Origin of the sequence: Nocardioides psychrotolerans (assembly GCF_900113685.1) — a bacterium.
GTDB classification, from domain to species: domain Bacteria; phylum Actinomycetota; class Actinomycetes; order Propionibacteriales; family Nocardioidaceae; genus Nocardioides; species Nocardioides psychrotolerans.
Map to the genome: position 1 here is coordinate 270,409 of NZ_FOQG01000003.1, position 18,707 is coordinate 289,115.

Consider the following 18,707-nt stretch of genomic DNA (forward strand, 5'->3'; position numbering starts at 1 on the left):
CGGGCGGGACGTGACCCTCAGAGCGCGTCGTACTGGGCGAGCCCCGCCACCACGGTGAGCGCGACCGGCATGCTGCGCAGGGCGCGAGCAACCTCGAGGCTGTCCTCGCCCGGGGCGAGCGGGTCGCGGTCGAGCAGCACCAGGTCACCCCGGGAGCCGACGCCGACGGTCGGCTGAGCGTCGACCGACGCGCGCAGGGCCTCCAGGGGCGTGAGTGCCTGCTCGGCGTGCCAGGGCTCGCGCTCGTCGTCGCCGCGGTGCACGGCGGCCGCGATCGCCAGCCACGGGTCGAGGGGCGCCACCGGGGCGTCGGACCCGAGCGCGAGCGGCACGCCCTCGTCCAGCATCCAGCGGAAGGCGAAGCAGCGGTCGCCGCGCCCGGGCCAGATCTGCTCGGTGAGGTCGCGGTCGTCGAGGAGGTGGGCCGGCTGCACGCTGGCGCGGACGTTGACGCCGGCCATCCGACGTACGTCGGCACGGGTGATGAGCTGGGCGTGCTCGATGGTGCCGTGGGCACCGGTCGCTGCGTAGACGTCGAGCGCGTCGCGCACCGCCGCGTCGCCGATCGCGTGGGTCGCGACCTCGAGCCCGGCGCCCCAGGCGCGCCCGACGAGGCGGTGCAGCTCCTCGGGGCTCTGGTTGGCGGCACCCATCTCGCCCCCGGGGTAGGCCTCGCAGCACCACGCGGTGCGGGTGTTGAGCGAGCCGTCGCTGATGATCTTCAGCGGGCCCATCGTCAGCCGGTCGTCACCCACGAACAGCCGGTCGCCCGTGCGCAGGCCCATCTCGATGACCTCCTCGAGCTGGTCGGCATACATCGCGACGCGGATGCGGAGCAGGTCGCAGCCCTCGGTCCAGCGCGCGATCCAGTCGTGCGGGCCGCCGCCGAACTCGAAGTCGACCGTGCCGACCACGCCCTTCTCGGCTGCGCGGTGCAGGGCGTTGCGATAGCCGGCGGGCGCGATGCCGTCGTTGCCGACCAGGCCGGGCAGACCGGCGTAGGCGGCGAACCACTCGTTCTCGTAGATGTTGTCGTCGCGCACCTCGAGCCCCAGCGCACGCTGCGCCCAGCTGCTCAGCCAGGCATGGTGGGCGTCGCCCGCGATGAGGACCACCGGCACGTGACCGGCGACGTGGTCGAGCTCGTCGACGGTCGGCTGGCGGTCCCAGACAGCGGGGCGGTGGCCGAAGCCGACCAGCGGCTGCCCCGGGTGCTCGGCCAGCCACGCGGCCACGAGGTCGAGCGCCGCGTCGGGCGAGTCCGTGCCGCTGAGGTCGAGCCGGGTCGAGGTGAGCGCCCACTGACCGAGGTGGGTGTGCTGGTCCCAGAGGCCCGGGATCATCCACCGACCGGCCGCGTCGACCTCCTCGACCCCCTCAGGTCGCGGGAGGTGCTCACCGACAGCGACCACGACACCCTCCTCGAGGAGGACGTCCACGGGGTGGTCGGGGGTCTGCCGGGCTGGGGTCACCGGCACCAGCCGGGCATCGCGGATCAGCATTCCCACCACGCTAGCGGCTGGGCCCGCGACCACGTACGCCGGCAGTTACGGTGCTGCCATGAACGTGCGGTTGCTCGGGGTCGCGCTGGTGCTCGCGCTGGTCGGGCTCGCCGGCGGTTGGGCGATCGGCAGCGGCGGCGAGGAGCCACCGGCCGCGATCCGGGCAGCGGAGCCCGTGGTCGGCGAGTCGCCCCCGTTCCCGAGCGACCCGGTGGTCACCGTCCTGCCCGATCCGGACACCCCCGCGCTCGAGCCCGCGCTAGAGCTGCACGACGAGCGGATGGGGTCGAAGGCGTTCGGCGTACGACTGCCGGTCCCCGACGGCTGGGTGCGCACCGACAACATCCTGGAGGAGACCAAGTGGGAGCCCGTCGGTGCGCCCGTCAACACCTACCTCCTGCGGGTCAAGATCATCAGCGGGCTGCGCCTGACCGTCGCCCAGGCGCTCGCTGCGCGGCGTGACGCGCTCATGTCCGCCGTCGAGGAGCTCGAGCTCGAGTCGCAGACCGGCGACACGTTCGTCGCGACCTACGTCAACGACAGCTACCGACGCCTCACGATCGAGCGCTTCCTCTCCCTCGACGGCACCGACGCGGCCTACGTGACCGTGGCGGTCATCGGGCGCGAGCGCGACCGGGTCGGCCTGGTCGACCTGCTGGAGCGCATCACCGACGGGGGCGCGCTGTCGCGGTCGTGAGTCCCCTCTCACGGGGAGTACTCGCCGTGAGAACGACGAAGTCGTTTCACAGGCCGTGCGTCTCCACGCTGTCGAGCACCCGGTTGGCGGTGGCCCGGTCGGCGCTGCGGACCTGGACCCACAGCAGCCGGTTGGCGGCCACCTGCACCACCCGCTCCACGGTGACGCCACCGGGGCAGTCGGCGTGCACGACCGTGGTCGAGGGGTCGCCCGAGGTCTCGGTGACCGGGTCCTCGATCTCCTCGCACTCCGGGTGCTGGGGCAGCAGCGCAGGCAGCGCCTCACCGGGGAAGAGGCCGAGGAACACCCCCTGCGAGCGCGAGTCGACCGAGGTCCAGGTCTCGCTCGTGCCGACCGACAGCGCCGGGTAGGCGCCGTCGGGGTCGTTGGGCGGAGCCCAGCCGCCGTCCGCCACGGCGCCGTCCCACGCGTCCGGCACCGTCACCGACACCGTGCCCGAGGCGTCGCTGACCTCGACGTCGGCGGGCGTCCCCTGCTGGCCGAGCACCAGCCCCGCCCCTGCGCCGACCGCGAGGGCGAGCGCACCCACGACCACGACCACGACCGGCCAGCGTCGCCGGACCGGCGGCGCCTGGACCGCGGTCGACGCGACAGGACGAGCGGCCGGGACCGGTGACGGCCGCACCCCCGGCATGGTCAGCTGCGGGTCGAGCGGCAGCCAGGGCTGGGCGATCTGCCCCTCCGGGGCGACGTCGTCGCCGAAGGCGTCGGCCAGCGCGGCGGCGAAGTCGGTGACCGACGCGAACCGCTCCTCGCGCTTCAGCGCCAGGGCTCGTCGTACGACGTGGTCGGCGGCAGCCGGCACCGGACGCTCCGGTGTCGACAGCGGCGGCACCTCGCCCGGGGAGGCGGCTGCGGTCAGGTCCGCGTGGGTGTGGGGCGGGCGGCCGGCGAGCAGCAGGTAGGCCAGGACGCCCAGGGAGTACTGGTCGGCGCGGGCGTCGAGCGGTTCGGCCTGTGCCTGCTCGGGGGCGACGAACGACGGCGTGCCGGCGATCATCGTCAGCCGCGACGACATGTCGAGTGCCTTGCCGAGGCCCAGGTCGCCGACCATCGCGCGCAGGTCGTTGTCGACTGTGCGGAAGAGGACGTTGGCGGGCTTGACGTCGCGGTGCAGGATGTCGCGGTCGTGCAGGGCCTGGAGGCCCGCGGCCACCTGCCGCACGACCTCGAGCGCCTGGCGGGTGGTGAGGCCATCGAGCTCGAGGCGGTCGGCGAGCGTGCCCTGGTCGGCGTAGGTCATGACCAGGTAGGGCCGGCCGTCCTCGAGCGTGCCCGCGTCGTAGACGGTCACGACGTGCGGCGACTCGACCCGGCGCAGGTAGCGGCCCTCCTCGAGGAAGCGCTGCATCACGTGGTGGTCCTCGGTCCAGTTGTCCGCGAGGACCTTCACCGCGACCGGCGAGTCGAGCTGCTCGTCGTAGGCCAGCCACACCGTGGCGAACCCGCCCGCGCCGATGCGCCGTCTGACGACGTAGCGACCGATCCGGCTGGGCATGGACACCGCTGCATTATGTTCGACTCATCCGGGGGTGGCATGGGTAGGAGGGTGGGCATGACGACCGAGGGGCTCACGCCCGACGAGACCGACGAGCTGGCACGCCGCGCGCGTGACGGCGATCGTGACGCGCTCGAGGCCCTGCTGAGCGCCGTGCGACCCCGCACCCTCAACGTCTGCCGGGGCGTCCTACCGCACTCCTCCGACGCCGAGGATGCCTGCCAGGAGGCGCTGCTCAACGTCGCGACCAAGATCGGCCAGTGGGGCGGGCGCGGGCGCTTCACGACCTGGCTGCACGTCGTCGCGGTCAACTCCGCGCGCACGACCTACCGCCGGCTCAAGAACCAGGCCGTCGCCACCGACACCCCGCAGCTCGAGCGACCCGACCCCCGCACCACCAGCGTCATCGCCGGCACGCGCCTGGACCTGCTCGAGGCGATGGAGACGATCGAGCGAGACCACCCGCAGTTCGTCGAGCCGCTGCTGCTGCGTGACGTCTACGGCATGTCGTATGAGGAGATCGCCCAGCACGTCGGGGCGCCGCTCGGCACCGTCAAGGCCCAGATCCACCACGGCCGCAAGCTGGTCCGACCCCTGCTGAGAGGCACACCATGAGGCGCCACCTCACCGCGATCGCCTGTGCGAGCGCGCTCGCCCTCACCGCCTGCAGCAGCGCCGCCGACCCGGCATCCGCACCGGCACCCTCGTCGGCACCCTCACCGGAGACGGCGCTGCCGCCAGCGTCCCCCGCCTACGACATCGCGGTGAGCGAGCCGGTGGAGGACTCGGTCTATCCCGAGGTCGGCGACCCCTCGGTCGATGCGCTGCACTACGACCTCGACCTCACCTGGGACCCCGAGGCGAGCGTGCTGACCGGCGAGCAGTCGCTGACCTTCCGTGCCACGGCGACCGCCGAGCAGTTCCAGCTCGACCTCGGCGCGCCGCTCGAGGTCACCGAGGTGACGCTGGACGACGAGCCGGTGGACTTCGAGCACGACGGCAAGGACCTCGTCGTCACCGCGCCGGTGACGGCCGACGAGCGCTACGTGCTCGGCGTCGCCTACGCCGGCACGCCCGAGGCCGTGCCCGCGCCGACCATGCGCGGCGACTTCAGCGACACCGGCTTCACGATCACCGAGACCGGCGAGACGTGGACGATGCAGGAGCCCTACGGCGCCTACACCTGGTATGCCGTCAACGACCAGCCGGCCGACAAGGCGCTCTACGACTTCGAGCTGACCGTGCCCTCGCCCTGGGTCGGTGTCGCCAACGGCGAGCTGACCGATCGCCGCGAGGACGACGACCTCACGACGACGACCTGGCACCTGGCCGAGCCCGCGGCGGCCTACCTCACGACCGTGGCCTTCGGCGACTTCGAGATGACCGAGGACGTCTCGGCCAGCGGTGTCCCGATCACCTACTGGGTCCACCGCGACGCCCCCGCCCACGTGATGCGGGGACTGCGCACGACGCCGGCCGCCATCGCCTGGCTGGAGGAGAAGCTCGGCCCCTATCCCTTCGACACGTTCGGCACCGTGGTCGTCGACTCCGAGAGCGGCATGGAGACCCAGACGATGGTGACGTTGGGCGACACCGACTACACGACGTCCCCGGCGGTGGTGCTGCACGAACTCGCGCACCACTGGTACGGCGACACGGTCACACCCGACGACTGGCGCGACGTGTGGATGAACGAGGGCATGGCGATGTACCTCCAGGGCATGTGGCAGGCCGACCAGGACGGTCGGCCCGTCGGCGCGATCATGGACGAGTGGGCCCGCTTCGAGGACGACGAGCGCGCCATCGCCGGCCCGCCGGCCGCCTACGACCCGCAGTCCTTCGGCTCCGGCAACATCTACTACGGCCCCGCGCTGATGTGGCACGAGCTGCGCCAACAGATCGGCGACGACGAGTTCTTCCGCATCATGCGGGCCTGGCCCGAGGAGCGGACCAACGGCAGCGCCGGCCGCGACGACTACCTGCCGTGGCTCGAGGAGCAGACCGGCGAGGAGCTCTCGGCGTTCTTCGACTCCTGGCTCCTCGGGGAGCAGACACCTCCCCGGGCCTGATCGGCCCACGCCTCGGCGTGGCTAGGTTGGGTCCATGCGGATCCTGGTGCTCGGCGGCACGGTCTTCCTGTCCCGCGCGACCGCCGCAGTTGCCGTACGACGGGGGCACGACGTCGTCTGCGCGGCCCGGGGCTCCTCGGGGTCGGTGCCGGACGGCGCGCGGCTGGTGGTGTGGGACCGCGACCAGCCGGCGCCTGCTTCCTTGCTCGACGAGAGCTTCGACGCGGTCGTCGACGTCGCCCGTCACCCCTCGCGCGTGCTGTCGGCCGTGGCGACCTTCCCCAGCGCCCACTGGCTCTTCGTCTCGACGGTCAACGTCTATCCCGACGACGCCACGCCCGGCCTGACCCCCACGACAGGCGCCGTGCACGAGCCGCTCCACGACGACGACGACCTGGCCGTCGACCCGGAGGCCTACGGACCGATGAAGGTCGCGTGCGAGGAGATCGTCCGCGACGGGACGGATGGTGCGATGGTCGTGCGGCCGGGGCTCATCGTCGGCCCGGGCGACCCGACCGGGCGCTTCACCTACTGGCCGGCGCGCCTGGCCGAGGTCGGACCCGGCGACCCGGTGCTCGCGCCGGGCGCTCCGTCCGACACCGTGCAGGTCATCGATGTGCGCGACCTCGCCACCTGGTTCGTCGCGAGCCTCGAGGGCCGGCTCGGCGGAGACTTCGACGGCACGGGCCCGGTCACGCCGATCGCCGACCTGCTGGCCGCGACGGCCGCCGGGGTCGGCGCCGAGCCTGGTTGGACCTGGGTCGACCAGGACTTCCTCACCGCGCAGGAGGTGGCTCCGTGGTCCGGACCGGGGTCGTTGCCGCTCTGGCTCCCGCGTCCGTCGTACGACGGCATGCTGGCGCACGACCCGACCCCGTCGCTCGACGCGGGGCTGGTGACGCGGGCGATCGAGGAGACCGCGCGCGACACCCTCGCCTGGCTGCGCGCCACCCCGGACGCCGTGGTGTCCGGGATGACGCGCGAGCGGGAGACCGACCTGCTGGACCGGTGGGTCAGCCGAAGAGGGCACTCCCCTTGACCACCGTCTCGTAGACGCCCCACAGCAGGGGCAGCCCGACCACGAGCCACGCGACCGGGAGCAGGACCGGGGTCGGCGCGGGTGCGTCGTTGACGGAGGTGCGGCCCTCGTGGCGATCCGCGAGACCTGCGGTCGCATCGGCCTTCTCGGGCTCGTGGAACTTGTCGGCGACCGGGCGCACGAGCAGGTTGGCGAGCAGGCCGACGACGAGCACGCCCACCATCGTGAACAGCGCCGGGCGGTAGTCGGCGGCAACCAGCTGCGACGGGTCGCCCTGCCGGTCGAGGATGCCGTTGACGATCAGCGGTCCGGCGACACCGGCGGCTGCCCAGGCGGTGAGGAGCCGACCGTGGATCGCGCCAACCTGGAATGGACCGAAGAGGTCGCGCAGGTAGGCCGGAACGGTCGCGAAGCCACCGCCGTAGAAGCTGATGATCAGCCCGGCCAGGATGACGAAGACGACCGTGCTCGTCGTGCCGACCGTCGCCAGCAGCAGGTAGAGCCCGATGCCGGCGCCGAGGTAGAGGATGTAGATCGGCTTGCGCCCGATGGCGTCGGAGGTCGAGGACCAGACGAAGCGACCGGCCATGTTGAAGAGCGAGAGGACCCCGACGAAGCCCGCGGCCGCGGCCAGCGAGACCGACGAGGTGTCGCCGTCGCGGAAGAAGCCCTGGATCATCGGGGAGGCCTGCTCGAGGATGCCGATGCCGGCGGTCACGTTGCAGAAGAGCACCACCCACAGCAGCCAGAACTGCGGGGTCCGCACGGCGTTGGCGGCCGAGACGCTGGCGGTCGTCACCATCGACTTGGTCTTGATCGAGCTCGGGTCGAAGCCGGCCGGCTTCCAGCCCGCGGGCGGCACGCGCACCAGCCACGCACCGAAGAGCATGACGACGAGGTAGATCAGGCCGAGCGTCACGAAGAGCTTGGCGACCGAGTTGCCGTCCTGCAGACCGTCCGGGCCGCCGCCGTACAGGTCGAGGAGCTTGGCGGAGAGCGGGCTCGCGATCATCGCGCCACCGCCGAAGCCCATGATCGCCATGCCGGTCGCGAGGCCCGGGCGGTCCGGGAACCACTTGATCAGCGTGGACACGGGGGCGATGTAGCCCAGACCCAGGCCGATGCCGCCGATCACGCCGTAGCCGAGGTAGAGCAGCCAGATCTGCTCGGTGGCGATGCCCGCGGCGCCGACCATGAAGCCTGTCGCCCAGCAGGTCGCGGAGGCGACCATCGCGCGACGCGGGCCGCCGGTGTCGACCCAGGTGCCGAAGACGGCGGCGCTGAGGCCCAGCATCACGATCGCGATGGAGAACACCGCGCCGACCGCGGTCAGCGAGGTGTCGAAGTGCGAGACGAGCGCGTCCTTGTAGACGCTGGTTGCGTAGACCTGGCCGATGCACAGGTGGACGGCGAGGGCTGCGGGCGGGATGAGCCAGCGGTTGAAGCCGGTGCCGGCGACCGTGCGTTCGCGGTCGAGGACAGTGAGTGACATGAGTCCCCCTCGAGGGGTGTGGTTCCGAGTGATCCGTGTCACCACATACCCGGTCGCGGCGACTTTCAACCACCCTGGCGTGCGGGTCGCCGGCAGAACTAGAACGCGTTACAGTCCCCGACCATGAAGACGTACGTCGTGAGCGGCGCAGCATCGGGCATCGGGGAAGCGACCACCGCCATGCTGCGCGAGCAGGGCCACCGGGTGATCGGCGTCGACCTGCACGACGCGGACGTGACGGCCGACCTGTCGACCCTCGCCGGGCGTGAGGCGGCGGTGACGGGCGTCCAGGCGCTGACCGACGTGGTCCACGGGGTCGTGCCGTGTGCCGGGATCGCCGGGCTGACCGGGGTCGACCCCGCGCTGCTGGTGAGCGTCAACTACTTCGGGGCGCTCGGGCTGGTGCGCGGGCTCCAGCCGCAGCTGAGCGCCGCGGGAGGCGCGGCGGTGGTGCTGCTGGCGTCCAACTCGATCACCGGCATGCCCGGGTGGGACGCCGACGTGGCGTCGTACTGCCTGAAGGACGACGAGGCCGGTGCGCGCGAGGCGGCAGCGAAGGTCGAGGCGGTGATGGTCTACCCCTCCTCCAAGGCCGCCCTGGCCTGGTGGGCGCGACGCGAGGGTGTGACGCCCGCGTGGATCGGCGCCGGGATCCGGATCAACTCCGTGGCCCCCGGGCTGATCGAGACCCCGATGACCCAGCAGCTGCGCGACGACCCGACGTTCGGCCCCTTCGCGGACTCCTACCCCACCGCGCTGGGGCGACCCGGTCGGCCCGAGGAGGTCGCGGCGACGATCTGCTTCCTGCTCTCCGACGCGGCGAGCCTGGTCGTCGGGGTGTGCCTCTTCGTCGACGGCGGCACCGACGCGATCTTGCACCCGATCGCGCCCGAGGGCTGGGAGATCGGTCCGCTCGACCTGGCGTGACGCCGAGTCGGCGCAATGTCGCATGCAACATTGCGCCGACTCGGCATTGCGAGTCTCAGAAGAGCAGCGCGGAGGCCGGGTCCTCGAGGATGCCGGCGACGTCGGAGAGGAAGCGTGAGCCCTTCTCCCCGTCGATGTGACGGTGGTCGAAGGACAGGGCCAGCGTCGTCACCTGGCGGACCACGATCTCGTCGACCCCGTCGGTCGTGACTACCCACGGCTGCTTCTTGATGGCACCGAAGCAGAGGATCGCCGACTCACCGGGGTTGATGATCGGCGTGCCCGCGTCGACACCGAAGACACCGACGTTGGTGATCGTGAACGTGCCACCACTCATCTCGGCGGGCTGGGTCCTCCCCTCGCGGGCGGTCGCGGTGAGCTGGGCGAGCTCGCCGGCCAGCTCGAGCAGGGTGAGGTCCTGGGCGTCCTTGATGTTGGGCACGACCAGCCCGCGGGGGGTCGCCGCGGCGATGCCGAGGTTGACGTAGTGCTTGAGCACGACCTCCTGGGCCGGCTCGTCCCAGAACGAGTTGATCTCCGGCGTACGACGCATCGCCAGCATCACCGCGCGCGCCAGCACCAGCAGCGGGGAGACCTTGACCTCGCGGAGCTCGCGGCGCGCCTTGAGGCGCTCCACGAGCTCCATCGTGCGGGTGACGTCGAGCGTGACCCACTCGGTCACGTGCGGGGCGGAGAACGCCGAGCCCACCATCGCGCTCGCCATCATCTTGCGCACGCCCTTGATGGGCTCGCGCGTCTCGTGGAGTGACGTGGTCCCTCCACGGGAAGTTCTCGCTGCGCTCGAGCTTCCGGTCGCGACCGAGGGGCCGTTGCCGTTGGACGAGGCAGCGCCCTCGACGTCGGCGCGGGTGACGGTGCCGCCAGGACCGGTGGCGCGCAGGCGGGCCAGGTCGATGCCGAGGTCCTTGGCGAGCTTGCGGACCGGCGGCTTGGCCAGCACCCGCACCTCACCGGTGGACAGCGCACGCGCGGGGACGAACTCGGAGACCGGCTCGGGCTCGACCGCGGGGACAGCGGGCACGGCGGGCTCGTCGGCGGGCGCGACGTCCTGCGACTGCGCTCCGCCGGGGGCGAAGGCACCCTGGAGCTGCATCTGGGTGTTGGCGGCGGCTTCGGAGGACGGCGAGACCGACCCCTTGCGGGCGCGCCGCTGCGGGCCGCGCTCGGCCTTGTTGCGACCGACCAGGCTCTCGCCCTCGACCCGGCCGCTGGCGGCGGGGTTGGAGAGGTCGATCTCCATCTCGGCCGGGGCGGCCGGGGCGGGGGCGCCGATCGCGATGATCGGCGTGCCGACCGAGACGGTGTCGCCCTCGGCGACCATCAGTGCGGTCACCTCGCCCTCGAAGGGCGAGGGCAGCTCGACGAGAGACTTGGCGGTCTCGATCTCGACGACGATGTCGTTGATGGCGACGACGTCGCCGACCTTGACCTTCCAGGTCACGATTTCGGCCTCGATCAGGCCCTCGCCGACGTCGGGCAGGAGGAACTCACTCATGTCAGGCCTCTCAGAACTCGAAGGAGCGGTCGACGGCGTCTAGCACCCGGTCGAGATCGGGGAGGAAGTCCTCCTCGATCCGCGACGGCGGGTAGGGCGTGTCGAAGCCACCGACGCGGAGCACGGGGGCCTCGAGGGAGTAGAAGCACTGCTCGGTGATGCGCGCGGAGATCTCCGCGCCCATGCCCAGGTTGACGTGGGCCTCGTGCGTGACGACGGCGCGACCGGTCCGGCGTACGGACTCGAGCACGGGCGCCATGTCGAGCGGCGAGAGCGTGCGCAGGTCGATGACCTCGATGGAGCGCCCCTCGGTCGCGGCGGCCTCGGCGGCCTTCAGGGCCGTCTTGACCATCGGCCCGTAGGCCAGCAGCGTCAGGTCGGTGCCCGTCTTGACCACACGTGAGGTGAAGAGCGGCTCGGGCGAGGCGGACTCGTCGAGCTCGGCCTTGTCGGCGTGATACTGCCGCTTGGGCTCGAGGAAGATGACCGGGTCGTCGCAGGCGATGGCCTGCTGGATCATCCAGTAGCCGTCGACCGGGTTGGAGCAGGCGACGACCTTGAGCCCGGGGGTGTGCGCGAACTGCGCCTCCGGGGACTCCGAGTGGTGCTCGACCGCGCCGATGCCGCCGCCGAACGGGATCCGGATGACGATCGGCATCTTCACGCGGCCCTGGGAGCGGAAGTGGATCTTGGCCACCTGGCACACGATCTGGTCGTAGGCGGGGTAGACGAACCCGTCGAACTGGATCTCGACGACCGGGCGGTAGCCGCGCATGGCCATGCCGACCGCGGTGCCGACGATGCCGGACTCGGCGAGCGGGGAGTCGATGACTCGGTCCTCGCCGAAGTCCTTCTGGAGGCCGTCGGTGATGCGGAAGACGCCGCCGAGCTTGCCGACGTCCTCCCCCATGAGCAGGACCTTGGGGTCGTCCTCCATCGCCTTGCGCAGCCCCATGTTGAGGCCCTTGGCAAGAGTGATCTTCTGCGTGGTCGACTTCGTGGCCATCAGTGGTGCCCCCCAGCGGCAGAGCCTTCGAACGATTCGAGGTAGGTCGCGAAGCCGTCGCGCTGCGCCTGCAGCTCGGGCGTCATCTCGGCGTAGACGTGGTCGAACATGCTCAGCGGCGCCGGGTCCGGCATCGCCTTGCAGCCCTCGCGCAGCGTGTGGCCGAGCTCGTCGGCCTCCGCCTGGATCGTGGCGAGGAAGTCGTTCTCCACCAGGCCGTTGCGGCGAAGGTAGACCTCCAGCCGGGCGATCGGGTCCTTGAGCTTCCAGCTCTCGACGTCGTCGGAGAGGCGGTAGCGGGTGGGGTCGTCGGTGGTCGTGTGGGCGCCCATCCGGTAGGTGTAGGCCTCGACGAACGTGGGGCCCTGGCCGTCGCGGGCGCGTTGCAGCGCCGCCTGCGTGACGGCGTAGGTCGCGAGGACGTCGTTGCCGTCGACGCGGACGCCGGGGAAGCCGAAGCCGAGCGCGCGCTGGTAGAGCGGGATGCGGGTCTGGCGCTCGATGGGCTCGGAGATCGCCCACTGGTTGTTCTGGCAGAAGAACACGACCGGCGCGTTGTAGGACGCGGCGAAGATGAACGCCTCGTTGACGTCCCCCTGTGACGACGCGCCGTCGCCGAAGTGGGCGATGACGGCTGCGTCGCGGTCGGGGTCGCCGGTGCCGACGACGCCGTCGCGCTGCATCCCCATCGCGTAGCCGGTGGCGTGGAGGGTCTGGGCGCCGATGACGATCGTGTAGAGCGCGAAGTTGTGGGCGTCGGGCTCCCAGCCGCCCTGGTCGACCCCGCGGAAGAGACCGAGCAGGCGCAGCGGGTCGACGCCCTTGCACCAGGCGACGCCGTGCTCGCGGTAGGTCGGGAAGACGTAGTCCTGCGGTCGCAGCGCACGGCCGGCGCCGATCTGCGCGGCCTCCTGGCCGAGCAGCTGGGCCCAGATGCCGAGCTCGCCGTGGCGCTGCAGGGCGGTCGCCTCGGTGTCGATGCGCCGGGTCAGGACCATGTCGCGGTAGAAGCCGCGCAGCTCCTCGGCGGAGAAGTCACGGTCGAACTCCGGGTGGTGGACACGCTCGCCCTCGGGCGTGAGGAGCTGGATGAGCTCCGGCCCGCCGTCCTGCTGGGAGGGTCCGAAGACCTCCACCAGGTCGGGGCCGAAGCCGGAAGACTGTTGGGTCACGCGGGACTCCTTCTCCTCGCCCGGGGCACGGGTTGGCCGTTGTCCGGGTGGTTGGTCCGGCTCGGGTCGCGATGGGTGGTGCGACCTGTGACCGGGGACACATTCCTGTGCAGCCCAAGTTACCGGGCGTCCGGTCCGTGCCGCCAATCCGACGGCCGACGGGTGCCCCACTACGCTCGCGTCATGGCGATCCGCAACCGCACGACCAGCATCACCACCAGCGCTCCGGCCGAGGTCGTCTTCGCGATCCTCACCGACCCGAGCCAGCACCCCCGCATCGACGGCTCGGGCACCGTCAAGGCCAGCCGCGGGGACGCCCAGCGCCTCGAGCTCGGCTCCACGTTCGGCATGGACATGAAGATGGGGGCGGCCTACAAGATCGGCAACACCGTCGTCGAGTTCGAGCAGGACCGGCTCATCGCCTGGCGCCACAAGGGCCTGCACCGCTGGCGCTACGAGCTCACCCCGACCGCCGACGGCGGCACGGAGATCACCGAGACCTGGGACCTGTCCCGCTACGGCCTCGCGGCCGTCGGCTTCAACGCGGCCCTCGGCAAGAAGACCCAGGCCGCCATCGAGGCCACCCTGGTCAACCTCAAGGCCGCCGCCGAGGCCGACGCCGCCACGACCTGAGCTCGCGCCGGCCTCGGGATCAGTGCAGCTCGCCGAGGTCCTCGTGGGCCTCGTGGGAGAGCGGCTCGACCTGGAAGGTCGCGTGCCGCACCTCGAAGTGCTCGGCGACGCAGCCGCACAGGTCGTCCAGGATCGCGCCGACGCCGCGCTCGGCCAGTGCCTCGTCGGTGACCGTCACGTGGGCCGAGAGGCTGGGGATGCCGCTGGTGATCGTCCAGGCGTGCAGGTCGTGCACGTCCACGACCCCGGGCACGCCGGCCAGGTGGGCGCGCACGTCGACGAGGTCGAGCCCGGCGGGGGCGAGCTCGAGGAGGATCACCGCCGAGTCCTTGAGCAGCAGCAGGGAGCGCGGCAGGATCATCACCGCGATCACCAGCGAGGCGACGGCGTCGGCCCGGTCCCAGCCAGTGGTGAGGATGACGATGCCGGCGATGACGACGAGCACCGAGCCGAGGAGGTCGGCGAAGACCTCGTTGGCGGCGCCGCGCAGGTTGAGCGAGCCGGTCTCGGAGCGGCTCAGGATGCTCATGGACACGGCGTTGGCCAGCAGGCCGACCGCCGCGAAGCCGATCATCGCGCCGGCCTCGACCTCGACCGGGTCGGCGAGCCGGATGATGCCGGCGTAGCCGATGTAGGCGCAGACCCCCAGCAGGACCAGGGCGTTGAGCATCGCCGCGAGGATCTCGGCGCGGTGGTAGCCGAACGTCGAGCGCGGACCACCCGGCAGCCCTGCGACGTACGACGCCCCGAGCGCGAGCACCACGGCGCCGGCGTCGGTGGCCATGTGGCCCGCGTCGGCGAGCAGGGCGAGCGACCCGGTGAGCCAGGCGCCGACCAGCTCCACGACCAGCACGACGGTCGTGACCACGAGCACCTGGCGCAGTCGACGACGGTCGGACGCACGACCGGCGGCGTGCCCGTGTCCCTGCCCGTGTCCCTGCCCGTGTCCATGGCCGTGCTTCATCGTTGATCTCCTCGGTGACGTGGCTTCATTCTCCCCGACCGCTGCCGATGGATCACGAAGGCATCACGGAACGGGAACTCCCGGGACGTCCCCGCCCCACCTGATCGACCCTGTGCTCCACTCTGTGCTCCCCCGGTGAGGAAGGACCCCGTTGGTGTCCCCTGCTCGACCCCCTGCTCGTGTCCCGTCCCATCTCGTGTCGTGGTCGCTGTTGACTGCCCTGGTCATGACCCTGCTGAGCCTCGGCACGTCCTCGTCGACGGCCTCGGCAGCATCCGTCCAGACCTCCGCCCAGCTCTCCAGCACCAACGGGAGCGGCCGCGGCCTCACGCTGCGCCTGGCCTTCCCCCGCAACCCGCTGGCCAGCCGGGTCACCCAGGGACACCCGGGCCGCAAGGGCCGGCCGCTCTTCCGGCACACCGAGATGCCCGACCCGACCGGCTTCGCCTACCGCGGCCGCTACGTCGCGATCGGCACCGGCTCCCTGGCCCCACGGTCGATCGCGACCTCGGTGGCGGGCCCCTGGAGGGACCGGGGGAGCGCCCTCAAGCGGCTGCCCCGTTGGGCGACCGGACGCAACATCTGGGCCTCCGACATCGTGCAGGTGAGGAAGAACAAGTTCCTCCTCTACTTCGCGGCTCCCGCCGGCGGGCTCGGCCCGTTGGGTCGCTGCATCGGTGTGGCGGTCGCCAGCAGCCCGCTGAAGAAGTTCCACCCCAAGCGGCGCCCGATCTCCTGCCCCCGGACGGCCCACACCCCGCTCGCGAGCGACAAGGTCCGGCCGCCGAGCCCCTCGAAGGAGGCCGCCGGGGTGATCGACCCCGAGGGCTACCAGTCCCGCAACGGGGCGCGCTACCTGCTCTACCGCACCCAGGGCACGCCCTCCTCGATCCGGATGGTCCGGCTCACCCGTGACGGCCTGCGGGCCCGCAAGGGCGGTCGCGCCCGGGTGCTGGCCTTCGCCCGTGGCGTCATCGAGAACCCGGTGCTCATCCAGCAGCGCAAGGGTTGGGTGCTGATCACCTCGCAGGGCTACTACGGCGACTGCGACTACCGCACGACGTGGCGTCGGGCACCGACGCTCCAGGGCCTGAAGAAGGTCCGCTCCCGCGCGCTCGTCACCCGCGCCAGCACCCGGCTGTGCGGCCCCGGTGGCGCCGACGTGATCCACGGCTCGCTGCTGTTCTTCCACGCCTGGACCTGCCGTGAGCGCGCCTGCCCCCGCAGCGACCTCCAGCGGGTGCCCCGCTTCGGAGCGATGCGCTCGCTGTTCGCCGCCCAGCTGCGCTGGGACCGGCGTGGCCGCCCGCACCTGGGCCGCTTCGTGAAGCCGGCGAAGAAGAAGCGGCACCACCAGGGTGCCCACCAGCAGCCGGAGCCCGAGACCGACGACCCCGGTCCGCTCCTCCCGCTCCCCCTGGGACTGCGCGAGGGGTGATCAGCCCCGGCCGTGGGCCGTGAGCCACACGGCCGGGTCGGGCCCGGCCGGCACGATCCCGGACGGGTTGATGTCGGTGTGCACGAGGTAGTAGTGCTGCTTGATCTGCTCGAAGTCGGTGTTGTCCCCGAAGCCCGGCGTCTGGAAAAGGTCGCGCGCATAGCCCCACAGGTGGGGCATCTCGGTCAGCTTGACCCGGTTGCACTTGAAGTGGCCGTGGTAGACCGCGTCGAAACGGGCCAGCGTCGTGAAGAGCCGCACGTCGGCCTCGGTGATCGCCTCGCCCATCAGGTAGCGCCGGTCGGCGAGCCGCTCCTCGAGCCACTCCAGGGTCGACCAGAGCCGCGCGTACGCCGCCTCGTAGGCGTCCTGGGAGCCGGCGAAGCCGCACCGGTAGACCCCGTTGTTGACCTCGGTGAACACCCGCTGCATGACCTCGTCCATCTCCTCGCGGAGGTGCTCCGGCCACAGGTCGGGGGCACCGTCGCGGTGGTGCTCACGCCACTCGAAGAAGAAGTCGTGGGTGATCCACGGGTAGTCGTTGGTCACCAGCTCGCCGCTGCTCTCCTCGACGACCGCCGGCACCGTGATGCCGCGCTCGTAGCCGGGGAAGCGCTTGAGGTAGGCCTCCCGGAGCCGCTCGATCCCGAGCACCGGGTCGCGGCCGCCCTCGTCGAGGTCGAAGGTCCAGCTGCGGGCATCGTGGGTCGGCCCGGGCGTGCCCAGCGAGATCACGTCCTGGAGCCCCAGCAGGTCGCGCACGATGATCGCGCGGTTGGCCCACGGGCACGCCTTGGCAGCCACGAGCCGGTAGCGGCCCGGCTCCACGGGCCACAGCTCCCCGTCGACCGGTCCGTGCCCGGGACGCCGGGCGTGCTTCGTGATCCGGTCCGCGACGTAGTTGGTGTCCCGCTCGAACTCGCCCTGCTCGACGTACTCCTGCTTCTGTCCGCCCTCGTCGCTCATGTCCTCGAGCCTAGTCAGGGCCCTGGTCGGGATGGTCCGGTGCTCGAGCGCGACCTTGACGAGATGCCCCTCGCCTGTCTTCCTCGTGTGGCCGGGCGGTCACCCGTGGTCTCAGGAGTGCCCGAACGCCGCCACGACCGCGAGCAGCCGGTCGTTGCCCTCGGGCTCCCCGATCGACACCCGGCACCCCTCCCCGGCGAACGGCCGTACGACGATCCCGGCGGCGTCGCAGGCGGCCGCGAAGTCGGCGGTGCGCTCGGCGAGGGCGAGCCAGACGAAGTTGCCCTGGGGCTCGGGGAAGGCCCAGCCGGCCCCGGCCAGGCCGGCCACGACCCGGTCCCGCTCGAGCACGAGCGCGTCGACCCGCTCCAGCAGCGCGTCCTCGGCGGCGAGCGAGGCGATGGCGGCTACCTGGGCGACGTGGGAGACGCCGAACGGCAGGGAGACCGCCCTCAGCGCAGCGGCCACGGGCGTCGACGCGACGGCGTAGCCGACCCGGAAGCCGGCCAGCCCGTAGGCCTTGGAGAAGGTGCGGAAGAGCACGACGTTGGGGTGGGCGCGGTAGGTCGCGACACCGTCGACGGCATCCTCCATCCGCACGAACTCCAGGTAGGCCTCGTCGACGACGACCACCACGTGCGACGGCACGGCCGCCAGGAAGCCGGTGAGCTCGGACTGCGTGACCGACGGACCGGTCGGGTTGTTGGGGGTGCAGATCATCACGACCTTGGTCCGGTCGGTGACGGCGGCGGCCATCGCCTCCAGGTCGTGGCGACCGTCGGCCGTGAGCGGCACCTGCACCGAGGTCGCGCCGGCGGTGGTGACCGCGATCGGGTAGGCCTCGAAGGAGCGCCAGGCGTGGACGACCTCGTCGCCGGGGTCGCAGAACGCCGCGAGCAGCTGGTAGACGAGCGCGACCGACCCGGTGGCAGCTGCCAGGTCGGAGACCGGGACGCCCAGGCGGACGGCGAGGGCGTCGTACAGCGCGGTGCTGCCCATGTCGGGGTAACGGTTCATCACCGCGGCGGCAGCGGTCGCGGCCTCGAGGACACCGGGCAGCGGCGGGTAGGGGTTCTCGTTGGAGGAGAGCTTGTACGTCGTGAGGCCGGGCCGGGGGGTGGGCGGCTTGCCGGGGACGTAGGTGGGGATGAGGGCGACGTGCGCCCGCGGCTGGGGGGTCAGCTGGGGCATCGGCTGGGGGTGGGCCATGCCAGCAGGCTAACGGCGCAGGCGCCACGGCCTCACGACCAGCGCCAGCACCAGCCCGACGACCACGCCCACGACCGCGCCGGTCACGTTGTCGATGATGTCGGTGACGTCGCAGGCGCGGTCGATGCGCGCCAGCTCGAGCTGGGTCCACTCGATCCCGGCGGAGAAGGCCGCGAGCAGCACGAGCCCGAGCGGCACCGTCACCAGGCCGATGCGCCAACGCGCCGCGGTCAGCACCAGCAGCACGCCGGGCGGCACGAACACGACGGTGTTGAGCAAGCGCTGACCGCCGGAGAAGATCCAGAAACCGTCGGGGGCGGGACCGCCGATGTCGAAGGAGCACGTGTCGAGGCGCCCCTCGGCCGGCACGATCCCGGGCGCCCCGCTGGCCGGGATCAGTGTGATGATCGCGATCACGACCAGCGACCACGCCAGCGCCGAGAGCGTCCAGGCCGTGAACCCCAGCCGCTGCCGCAGGACCAGGGCGAGCACGAAGCACACGGCTCCGGACAGAGCGGTGCCGAGGAGCATGACCTCGACCCCACCGACCGGAAACAC

At 71.7% G+C, this 18,707-nt stretch carries 17 protein-coding genes; 7 read left to right on the plus strand and 10 right to left on the minus strand.

The window, feature by feature from the left end; all coding sequences use genetic code 11:
* Positions 1–17: 17 nt before the first annotated feature.
* Positions 18–1,502 carry an amidohydrolase gene (locus tag BM204_RS05655; RefSeq protein ID WP_246166059.1) on the minus strand — a complete coding sequence of 495 codons (1,485 nt, stop codon included), beginning with the start codon at positions 1,500–1,502 and terminating at the stop codon, positions 18–20.
* Between the two features lie 58 nt (positions 1,503–1,560).
* Between BM204_RS05655 and BM204_RS05660 the strand changes: the two genes are divergently transcribed.
* Entirely contained in the window at positions 1,561–2,199 is a 639-nt protein-coding gene (locus BM204_RS05660; RefSeq protein ID WP_091111110.1) for a hypothetical protein, read from the plus strand.
* Positions 2,200–2,245: 46 nt separating this feature from the next.
* Here BM204_RS05660 and BM204_RS05665 read toward each other — a convergent pair whose 3' ends face one another.
* Positions 2,246–3,718 carry a serine/threonine-protein kinase gene (locus tag BM204_RS05665; protein WP_246166098.1) on the minus strand — a complete coding sequence of 491 codons (1,473 nt, stop codon included), beginning with the start codon at positions 3,716–3,718 and terminating at the stop codon, positions 2,246–2,248.
* Positions 3,719–3,775: 57 nt separating this feature from the next.
* On the opposite strand from BM204_RS05665, the gene BM204_RS05670 reads away from it, so the two are divergent.
* The 3 genes from BM204_RS05670 to BM204_RS05680 are packed head-to-tail and all read left to right on the plus strand — an operon-like array spanning position 3,776 to position 6,826.
* A complete protein-coding gene (locus BM204_RS05670; protein ID WP_091111113.1) occupies positions 3,776–4,333 on the plus strand; it encodes an RNA polymerase sigma factor in 558 nt (185 codons plus the stop codon).
* On the plus strand, positions 4,330–5,787 hold the full coding sequence (locus tag BM204_RS05675; RefSeq protein WP_091111114.1) for a M1 family metallopeptidase: 1,458 nt from the start codon (positions 4,330–4,332) through the stop codon (positions 5,785–5,787). The genes BM204_RS05670 and BM204_RS05675 overlap by 4 nt, the downstream gene beginning before the upstream one ends.
* Before the next feature lie 34 nt (positions 5,788–5,821).
* Complete coding sequence (locus BM204_RS05680; protein WP_091111116.1) at positions 5,822–6,826, plus strand: NAD-dependent epimerase/dehydratase family protein; 1,005 nt, start codon at positions 5,822–5,824, stop codon at positions 6,824–6,826.
* On the opposite strand, the gene BM204_RS05685 is transcribed toward BM204_RS05680, so the two are convergent.
* Positions 6,801–8,318 (minus strand): OFA family MFS transporter, encoded by a 1,518-nt coding sequence (locus BM204_RS05685; RefSeq protein ID WP_091111118.1) that lies wholly within the window; start codon positions 8,316–8,318, stop codon positions 6,801–6,803. The genes BM204_RS05680 and BM204_RS05685 overlap by 26 nt on opposite strands.
* Positions 8,319–8,441: 123 nt before the next feature.
* Here BM204_RS05685 and BM204_RS05690 point away from each other — a divergent pair, with 123 nt between their 5' ends.
* On the plus strand, positions 8,442–9,245 hold the full coding sequence (locus BM204_RS05690; RefSeq protein ID WP_091111119.1) for an SDR family oxidoreductase: 804 nt from the start codon (positions 8,442–8,444) through the stop codon (positions 9,243–9,245).
* 55 nt (positions 9,246–9,300) lie between these two features.
* Here BM204_RS05690 and BM204_RS05695 read toward each other — a convergent pair whose 3' ends face one another.
* From BM204_RS05695 to pdhA, 3 genes are read right to left on the minus strand one after another with little or no spacing between them, the layout of a single operon-like run.
* The gene (locus BM204_RS05695; protein ID WP_091111121.1) at positions 9,301–10,761 is read right to left on the minus strand and encodes a dihydrolipoamide acetyltransferase family protein; all 1,461 of its coding nucleotides are present in this window, start codon (positions 10,759–10,761) and stop codon (positions 9,301–9,303) included.
* A gap of 10 nt (positions 10,762–10,771) precedes the next feature.
* The gene (locus tag BM204_RS05700; RefSeq protein ID WP_091111122.1) at positions 10,772–11,767 is read right to left on the minus strand and encodes an alpha-ketoacid dehydrogenase subunit beta; all 996 of its coding nucleotides are present in this window, start codon (positions 11,765–11,767) and stop codon (positions 10,772–10,774) included.
* Positions 11,767–12,939: a pyruvate dehydrogenase (acetyl-transferring) E1 component subunit alpha gene (gene pdhA / locus BM204_RS05705; RefSeq protein WP_091111124.1), complete on the minus strand. Its 1,173-nt coding sequence runs from the start codon at positions 12,937–12,939 to the stop codon at positions 11,767–11,769. Before pdhA ends, BM204_RS05700 begins: the two co-directional genes overlap by 1 nt.
* A 183-nt stretch (positions 12,940–13,122) precedes the next feature.
* On the opposite strand from pdhA, the gene BM204_RS05710 reads away from it, so the two are divergent.
* Positions 13,123–13,572, plus strand: a complete 450-nt coding sequence (locus BM204_RS05710) for an SRPBCC family protein (RefSeq protein ID WP_091111126.1) — start codon at positions 13,123–13,125, stop codon at positions 13,570–13,572.
* 19 nt (positions 13,573–13,591) lie between these two features.
* On the opposite strand, the gene BM204_RS05715 is transcribed toward BM204_RS05710, so the two are convergent.
* On the minus strand, positions 13,592–14,536 hold the full coding sequence (locus tag BM204_RS05715) for a cation diffusion facilitator family transporter (RefSeq protein ID WP_091111127.1): 945 nt from the start codon (positions 14,534–14,536) through the stop codon (positions 13,592–13,594).
* A gap of 226 nt (positions 14,537–14,762) precedes the next feature.
* Between BM204_RS05715 and BM204_RS05720 the strand changes: the two genes are divergently transcribed.
* Positions 14,763–15,974, plus strand: coding sequence for a family 43 glycosylhydrolase (locus tag BM204_RS05720; RefSeq protein ID WP_143099665.1), 1,212 nt, complete (start codon positions 14,763–14,765; stop codon positions 15,972–15,974).
* Here the strand turns inward: BM204_RS05720 and BM204_RS05725 are convergent, their stop codons facing one another.
* The 3 genes from BM204_RS05725 to BM204_RS05735 all read right to left on the minus strand — a co-directional run bounded on the left by BM204_RS05725 (position 15,975) and on the right by BM204_RS05735 (position 18,707).
* On the minus strand, positions 15,975–16,940 hold the full coding sequence (locus tag BM204_RS05725) for a glutathione S-transferase family protein (RefSeq protein WP_091111130.1): 966 nt from the start codon (positions 16,938–16,940) through the stop codon (positions 15,975–15,977).
* A 111-nt stretch (positions 16,941–17,051) separates the two neighbouring features.
* Positions 17,052–18,149: a histidinol-phosphate transaminase gene (locus BM204_RS05730; RefSeq protein ID WP_281290185.1), complete on the minus strand. Its 1,098-nt coding sequence runs from the start codon at positions 18,147–18,149 to the stop codon at positions 17,052–17,054.
* Between the two features lie 9 nt (positions 18,150–18,158).
* Entirely contained in the window at positions 18,159–18,707 is a 549-nt protein-coding gene (locus BM204_RS05735) for a VanZ family protein (RefSeq protein WP_091111132.1), read from the minus strand.